The sequence below is a fragment of the Cupriavidus sp. UYPR2.512 genome, from assembly GCF_000379565.1.
In the GTDB taxonomy this organism is placed as follows: Bacteria; Pseudomonadota; Gammaproteobacteria; order Burkholderiales; family Burkholderiaceae; genus Cupriavidus.
In genome coordinates this window covers 1-2,139 of sequence record NZ_KB903036.1, presented here as the reverse complement: position 1 = coordinate 2,139, position 2,139 = coordinate 1, and the positions used below count along the sequence as shown (strand labels likewise).

Below are 2,139 nucleotides of genomic sequence, written 5' to 3'. Positions count from 1 at the left end.
TATGCATCGGAATCCTTAACATTCCTGCGTTTCACGCAGGCTGCTTAAGCTCGTCCCTGTAACGCAAAAATCGCGTGTTTTGAACCACGCCGCTGCAACCCATCCTGTCGATGTCGGAACACACGAAACACTGGCGCAATCGGGGCGCGTTCATATACAGACCGCCTATTTGCAGCAGAGCCCATCTTCTCCGCCATCGCCCTGACCACCCGCCTCAAGTTGACAACGCCCTCAGTGGCAATTGCGAGCGTGGCCGGACGCTTGCCCGCTTCGCTTCATTAAGCGGCGGCTCGGTGATGAAAAGACCAGCTATCCGGCTTTGATGGATGATGTCGCTTAAACTACCACTTCTTGGCACAACGGGATTTGTGGGCGGCGCAAGGAGCTTCGCTAAAGCCCAAACTCTGACCGGGCCGCCATAGTTGTGTCAGCGCCGCCGCCGCTGACAGGCGGGGCACTGCTCGTTCTCCACCTAAAAAAGCTTTCGACGGATGTGGCAGATCGCCGCACGGGAACAACCCACTTGCGCAGACCTTGCTTACCAGGAGCGAATGAATTGGATCGCGATCTATGTAATCCATGGGACACGGAAAGTTTCAGCCGGCAGTATGCGATGCTGCAGGAGCAGCAGGCGGCCTACCAGGCAGAAAACGCCGATTTTCCGCCCGGTTCGCCAGCACACGGATCCGGACAACTGTCGGAGGCTATTCAGGGCTTGAACGACTTGCGGTTGAACCGGGGAAGTAAGGTCAGGCAAGAGGCCGGGCCTGTGCGTCGAACGTTTTTTGCAATCGGAAAAGAGAGGGAACAGGCGCTCAATGAAACAGATAAAGACTTTATTGATGCGTTCGAGCAGACTGCTCTCGCCACGACGGACGCTGCGCCCAGAACGATCCGGAACCATGCTCTCGGCCTGACACGTCTGAGTAATGCGCTCACCGCGGACAACCGTCCCGGCATCGCGGACAGAATTAATGATCCTGAACTGGATGACCTAGCGTCGAAACTCGACACTGGAAAGCCGAATAGGCTTTCGGTCCGTGGTCTACAATTCGCTCGCAACTGGCACAGCGGTCGTGTCAAGGGCAACAAAGCGAGGGAACAGGCGCTCAATAAAACAGATAAGGAGTTTATTGGTGCGTTCGAGCAGACTGCACTCGCCACGACGGACGCCGCGCCCAGAACGATCCGGAACCATGCTATCGGACTGACACGTCTGAGTAATGCGCTCACCGCGGACAACCGTCCCGGCATCGCGGACAGAATTAATGATCCTGAACTGGATGACCTAGCGTTGAAACTCGACGCTGGAAAGGAGCATAAACATTCCGTCCTCGGTCTACGATCCGCTCGCAACACGCACAGTGGTCGTGACATTGGGGTTCATAAGCGGACAGTTATCAAGCCATACGATCAAGACAGGGATCTTATTGAATCATTAGCGGACCGGGCGCCGGTGTATAACCATACGGAGAGAACTGTTGAATCGTATTCATATGGTCTCGGCGCTTTCAGTACCTGGCTACGCCAGAATAAGTTGCCGGCAATGAACGGGCGCCTTGGACCGGATCAAATTGATGCATTGGATGCGGACATCGACCGCGCCCTCGCAGAGCCGGAAAAAATTGGAGAGGAAACAGTGAAGTTGGCAAGGCGAGGAATTCGTGCGCTACTGAATATGGGTCTCGGACAGGTTGCGCCCGAACGGCATCCAGGAAGCTCCTGGTCCTTCCATACACCGAATGAGCCTTGGCCTGAGTGGCAGGAAGCGCTGGGGGCGTTTGCGAATGAACAGCATGCTCAACCAGATTCCAGTCACAGTTCCTTTTTTCGCGGCCTGAGCCCATGGGAGGGGTATAACCGCCCCCAGGAGTCGGGTTCCACCTTTGCCGGTCTCTCGTCGCTCGGCTATGGGATGCCTTATGGAAGCCGTGAGTTCGATCCGAATACCCCGCAGTCGGTCATCGGGCCGGCAGGGGAAGCTCCCTGCCCCCAGGAGTCGGGTTCCACGTTTGCCGGTCTCTCGTCGCTCGGCTACGGGATACCTTACGGCAGCCGCGAGTTCGATCCGAATACCCCGCAGTCGGTCGTCGGGCCCTCGCACCCAGCGGGTCCGGAGATTGTGGACGTGGATAGCTA

Annotated in this window: 1 protein-coding gene; it reads left to right on the top strand. The window is 56.9% G+C overall.

Going from position 1 to position 2,139, the window contains the following annotated elements; all coding sequences use genetic code 11:
- Positions 1-556: 556 nt before the first annotated feature.
- The coding region (locus tag A3A5_RS38950; RefSeq protein WP_198293153.1) for a hypothetical protein at positions 557-2,139 on the top strand (1,583 nt) is incomplete at its 3' end.